Source organism: Vibrio sp. 1402 (genome assembly GCF_033340275.1).
The window spans coordinates 1-6026 of sequence record NZ_JAWOWE010000035.1 but is presented as its reverse complement, the minus strand read 5'-3'; the positions used below and the strand labels follow the sequence as shown (position 1 = coordinate 6026).

The 6026-nt window shown below is 41.0% G+C and carries 6 protein-coding genes; all 6 read right to left on the bottom strand.

The window, feature by feature from the left end:
- On the bottom strand, nucleotides 1-824 hold an 824-nt coding region (repC, locus tag R7044_RS23830), incomplete at its 3' end, for a replication protein C, IncQ-type (RefSeq protein ID WP_225455840.1).
- Entirely contained in the window at nucleotides 824-1708 is an 885-nt protein-coding gene (locus tag R7044_RS23825) for a helicase RepA family protein (protein WP_225455839.1), read from the bottom strand. The genes R7044_RS23825 and repC, both read right to left, overlap by 1 nt.
- A gap of 69 nt (nucleotides 1709-1777) precedes the next feature.
- Nucleotides 1778-3922, bottom strand: a complete 2145-nt coding sequence (locus tag R7044_RS23820; protein ID WP_225455838.1) for a relaxase/mobilization nuclease domain-containing protein — start codon at nucleotides 3920-3922, stop codon at nucleotides 1778-1780.
- Nucleotides 3906-4277, bottom strand: a complete 372-nt coding sequence (locus R7044_RS23815) for a plasmid mobilization protein (RefSeq protein ID WP_169592369.1) — start codon at nucleotides 4275-4277, stop codon at nucleotides 3906-3908. Before R7044_RS23815 ends, R7044_RS23820 begins: the two co-directional genes overlap by 17 nt.
- 248 nt (nucleotides 4278-4525) lie before the next feature.
- Complete coding sequence (locus tag R7044_RS23810) at nucleotides 4526-4930, bottom strand: hypothetical protein (protein ID WP_169654004.1); 405 nt, start codon at nucleotides 4928-4930, stop codon at nucleotides 4526-4528.
- A 470-nt stretch (nucleotides 4931-5400) separates the two neighbouring features.
- Nucleotides 5401-5541, bottom strand: a complete 141-nt coding sequence (locus tag R7044_RS23805) for a hypothetical protein (RefSeq protein WP_169691954.1) — start codon at nucleotides 5539-5541, stop codon at nucleotides 5401-5403.
- Nucleotides 5542-6026: the final 485 nt, after the last annotated feature.

The window sequence follows — 6026 nt, the reverse complement described above, 5'->3', positions numbered from 1 at the left end:
CTACCGACAATTTCAGCACTCCACCCGTTTAATCTAGATAGCTCCTTACACCCATCAGAGATTTGCTTAGCTCTAAATCTAAAGGTATCACTTGATACTTCCTCGTCATATTGCGCCCACACAGCACTAACCACCGTATCAATTCCTATATGCCTTGTCTCGCCCAAGCGAACCACACCTGATAAATAGCTGTGAAGAACCCTTGAAGCATCAGCTTTCAGCAAGTGCCTTTCTTGTCTATGGATAAAGATATAATTTGCTTTTTGAGACCATACAGAGTGCGCAGAGATAGGATTGATAAAAATATCATATTGCTCAGTATCTTTATTAAACCGATAAGAGAGAAGATTAAAAGATCCAGACCAGCGAGCACCGTCATATTTGAAACTAACAGCTCCTAATCTATCTAGACTTGCCTCAAGCCACTTATAGTTCTTGGCTCCTGATGTGGAGCGTTGCAACTCTTTAAGTAACTCATATCTTGTTAGTGATATTTTTAATGCTGGAAGTTCTAAGAGCCTGAAAGTCTCTTTTTCATTGATAGAACCACCTTTAAGATCTATCTCCAAGGCTTCAAGTATCTTATCGTCCTGATCTATTGCTTCACGATACAGTTCACTTCGAGCAATTGCTAAAACGCACAAAAGCAAATCCTGATCAGCCACATCAAGCTCATAGAACATTCTGGTTTTTAGTGTGCCATTAGGCGTTTCGTGAATGCGCTCTAAGCCCTTTCTTCGCCTACCCTTGGCGATTGGTCTAAAGGTTGGTGCAGCGTGTAAAACAGGGTGATTACGAGCCGCAGGGAATCTTACATCATCCATTAGTTACGCCCTCTAATCATATTTGAAGCACTGAAATTATGACGCATCAAAACACCTCCAACGCCTCGCTTAAACCACCTTATTCCATTGTCCTTTTGGTAGTTGGCTTTTGAGTTGTAAAGCTGAACATACTTAGTGCGCTCAAGCTCATCAATATTGAATTGCTTTGCATCTTCCTTTGTCATGGTTGTTAGGTTGATTTGGCATCGTATGTTGTCTGTAAGAGCCGCAGAGCCACGAGAAGCACCTTGCTCAAGCCCTGAGCCTAAGAAGTTGCTTGTCTTGTTTACGTGGTGCAGGAAGAGGATTGCAGCACCAGTGCGATGAGCTATTTGCTCAAAGCAACTGATCAGAGTGCTCATGTGTCCTGAGTCGTTCTCATTGCCAGAGTGGAATCTACGAAGCGTATCGAGTATCACAAGGCGCTTACCTTCGAATGCAAGGCACATAGCATCAATAATGCGTTGATTGTAAAAGCCGTTACTATCCACTAAGTGGATCAGGCTCCCCACTTGGCTCTCGATGTGCGCTCTACGCTGCATTTTAATGCGGTCATCAGGTGCTAAAAGAGAACCAATTGCGTGCATACGCTGATGGAGAATTTCACGGGGATCTTCGAGTGTTAGATAAACCGTACCTTTATCGCACTCTTTGATGCCTAAGCCTAAAGTATCTTTGCCAGTAGCAAGATCAGAAAGTAGACCTAAAGCAAAATATGATTTGCCAGTGCTGCCAGCCGCAACAATGCCGCCTACAGTGCCAGCCAATAAGCCGTCAAAAACAAAATCGAGTTCTGGGGCTTCTTCTGAAAATGCTTGTTCTAAATGCAGATAGCCTGCACCACCCAGTTGAAACACTGGGGTTTCTTGTTTAAGATTATCCATGTTAATGCCTTAAAGTTAACAATTTTGAAGGGGTTGAGTGTTGCTGCACTCGCCCCTTTGTCATTTATGTTACAACGATAATTGATTATTACCATCATCACCGTCACCAAGTTTAATCTTCGCTTTCTCTAACGTTCTGCGTGTGTAGTCTTGTACATCATTCTTTCTGTCCACTACGGACGGGGAGCTATTCACAATGGCAATCAGGATTTCTTCATCGTTATAGCCGCCCTTGATCATGTCTATGGTAGCTGCAAAATCAATACGTGAATAATCGATAGACCAGCCTTTGCTTTTAGCTAATCCATGCCATTTGCTCCAGTGGCGCATAAAGACCGCATCGGCTGTTTTCGTAGTAGCATCAACGCTTGCGATTTTCCTTAATCTCTCTTCTTCAAGTGAGATTTGCTTAGGTTGCTGAACTTTCGCATTCTGATACGCCTGTTTAGCCTCCTCACGCTCTTTAATCACTTTATCCAGTTCTTGCTTAAGCAAAGTGATAACACGCTGACAAGCGTTTGCAGAGCTTGATATTAAGCGAGTGAAGAAGTTGTTTCTTGTTGGCTTCTTATTGCTGAATCCTGCCATTCTGAATGGATGAGATACGCCAGTGAAGTTTTCATCGCCATAGCGTTTATTCAGACCTACAACCACCTTATTTGCGATCTCTCGGTCTTTTTCGTCGGTGGTTTTAGGCACTCTAAAGATTGCTTGATAGTTGTCCCTGGACGACTCTTGCACCAGGTTCGGAGAGTAGCCATTAGCAAGCATTTCCTTGTGCGTTTCTGGCGTTAAATCGTCAACGACAATATAGTGATAATCAAGCGTGATGGGAGTGATATAAATATCCCGTCCCTCTGCATTCTTTTTACTTAGAAGTGGAATGTTATTCTTAACTTCTTCAACACTATAAAACTTCTCTGTGCCGTCTTTCTGCTTTCCTAGCACCCAAGGCTTTTGCCCTTGGCGACCGATCAGGGTTATGCGGTACTTATCAGCTTGTAGAGCTTCGGCTTGCTGCTGCCATAACTGCTGTTTCCTTACTGTATTAGCCGATGGACATTTATTAGAAACTGCAACAATGGGCGCGACAATATCACTAATGTGATTGTCAGCATCACCCCAATCAGCAAGCCCAGAATCCACCATAGCAACTTCGTTTGCCACACTACGCTGTTGCTCTGCTTCTTCAGCTTGATTTCTGCATTGAGCATCTTCTGAGTTGCTTTCGATAGCTCGCCCTTGTTCTTCTGATGTTCCGATCTTATCGACTTCTCCAAGGCGTTCAGACTGTTCGTTACGCTGATCAGGTGACTGGGTAGCATGTTCAGCTTTTCCGTTACCTGCTGGATCTGGTCTAGATTCCTGTTGCTCTGTTGCTGCGTCTCTTTCACTGACTGCATTGAGCCTTTGCTTGATTGTTTGTGCTGCTGCGATAAGCTCCGCACTTTGTCTGTCTTGCTCATAAATCACCACTTCTTTTAAGTTCTTATAGGTGTACTTCGCCCCAAGATCGGAGCCTTTAAATTTAATGCCTTGATACTCAAAGGCGAAACCGTTTAATCGTCCAGTGCTGGCAACGTTCGGGATAACTGTTGCTCCTGCCGCTTCGCATCGTTCTATAAATGCAAAAACGTCCAGCTTATCTGTAAGTGCTTCATTTAAAATGTTTTGCAATGCTGCTCTTGCTGGCACTTCCCCTGTCCTCGCTGCCATTTGGATCTCATTTGATGTGAGAGATTTTTCTTGTTTACGCTCTTCAAAAGTTGGAGTTAACTGTAAACCAAACTCCTTTTCTAGTTTGTGAGTTGCTTGAATTGCAAGCATTACGTCATTTCTTCCGTGGTACAACTCACCATTAAAACCGATGCGGTTTAACCCAATATGGATATGCTCGTTGTTTGTGTCTGAGTGTTTACCAAGAAAGTATTGGTGCATGTTAATATCCACACCCATTTCTTCTAAAAATCGTTGAGCAACATTGCACCACATTGAATCATCAATGTTTTCCCCTGCTGGCAAAGCAAGAGAAACATGCCACGCTGGACGATTAATGTTAGGTCTTAATTTACGGCAGACGGCAAACTCTTTTGCAAGCTCTCTTGAGTTTTTACCCGACATATTACCCCCTAGTAACTCAGCCCCTTTCACTGAATCAAGGATGTAATTAGCCAGCCCTCGAAAGCCGTTACCTCTATTAACTTTCGCTTTCATCTTTGTCACCTTTATTTGTATTTATATTTATTAAAGTGCTTCTTATTTTATTTAAAGTTTCTCTTAATTCATTTATATCACAATTGAGATATTCACTCATATTGTGCTTATTTAAATGATGAGTGATTTGATTAAGGTTACTAGATAACCTTGCAAGCTCTGAGAATTGAGACACTGAGATAGGATCTAAGCGTGACTCGCTTATTTTCCCGTTCAGTATTTGCTCTCGCATATAACCTGCTAACTTACCGTTCGGACGCTTGTTCGATGGGTCGATTTGGTATTTATCTTTAAGTTTGTCTATTTCGCTATCAGTGAAATAGACACTTATTCTTACTGGTCTGGTACGTTCCATAATTCAGCCTTTTTATAATAATTATTGCTGTGTTTGTGTTTGGTAGGGGGAGGCAGCCGCCTCACACACCCGCCTTCCTCGCCCTCGCTTTGCGCGGTTGAGGAAGTCTGAAACCTTCAGGTTTCCCGTAGCCGCTAGGCTACCAAGCTCCATGCAATGGCAAGGCACGGAATGAAGCGAAGCGAAAATGGAGGGAATTTAGCGGAGCTAAATTATACCTTGCTCCTAACCCCTCAACCCCCCAAATGCTAGATTTCAAGATTTCGCTTTTCTTTGTAGCCCAGCTCACGTAGTTTATTTTTAATGCGCTTAAGCTCAATATAAATATTATCCGCTAATTCTTCGGTAATTTCATTATTAATGTGATCTCTACCTGTCTTGAGCCAGAAGCAAACATTTTCATTCTCTTTCTTATTTAGTTCTTTTTGTACACCCTCTTTGGTTGATTCAAACCAGTTTTTAAACTCTTCAACCTCTTCACTATTAAGCTCATTTTTAGAAATTTGGTCTTGAATAAGTGAATTAGAGAAATCTAATATACTAATATCAGCCGCTTTAAATGAGCAAACAATCTTTTGCTCACCTCGCCCCTTTTCAGGATTGTAAGTAGTTCGAATAACATTGAACATTTTGCCACGTTGACGATACATCATAATAAAGCCCTCTTTGTATGCTCATTAACTATATTTTAATAATAGCAATATGCTTGACGATACACAAGATAAATTTGCAATTATACTGAAAATAAATAAAAGTCAATTTAAAAGCATATTGTAATCAAAAAGAAGATAATTAAAATATGCCTGTTCGTATAACTTGCAATATGCTTGCAATAATAACGTAAAGTAAGAGATGTATATTCGTGCATTATTGCAAATGTTAGAGTAATTAATGCAGCATATTGCAATATACGGACGATAATATACAAGCATATTGCAATTTTACTAATTATGTGCTTGTTAGTGAGTGCAATTGAAGTGCCAGCATGTGGTGAGGTTGAAAAGTTTTCGATTTCATGGGGAGATACAGCCAAATTTCAAATTCATGCAAATTCCAAAGCAACTATCGAGATTTTCACAAACCATGCAGATTTCGAAGAAAATCGCTGAATCCCCGTTAACAGCTATTTGGATTGGTAAATAAAGTGAATAAACAAAGAGAAGATCAATGTCAGGATCCATTCATCAGGAGAAGTCGAACCTGAGTTGTTAACCATTTCCAAAAGTACAGTAAAGCCTACGACAAACTCATTAAAGTCACGCATATTAATCCTTATTTTTTATATAGTTATAGATACAGTGATACCCAACCAGACGATTGTGTTTTTATTAAGAAGTTGGATATACAGCGAAAGATGGCAACGAGAGGAGGGAGGAGAGATAGATCCGTTACCACTTAAGATATTTTAACATAAAACGAGGCTAAATGCAAATGATTATCATCCGCAACTCCTTTTTTAGGCTTGCAGCCGCAAGGCGCAAGGCGCGTGTGTGAAGCCGCTAGGCTTCCCCTCTTTTCGCTCTGCTTCAAGAGAGGAAGTATTTATACTCCTCTCTAGATATATTTAGAGATATATAGAGGGCATTTTTGTGATTTCGCTCTAGCCCTTACAGGACGTGGGCTAGAGGAGAATTTTGAAGAGTAAAAACGTGAGTGTTAGTACAGTAGTTTGTGAGTGTTAGTACAGTAGTTTGTGAGTGTTAGTACAGTAGTCATTTAGATCTAGATACCTTAACTTACGCCTTTTTC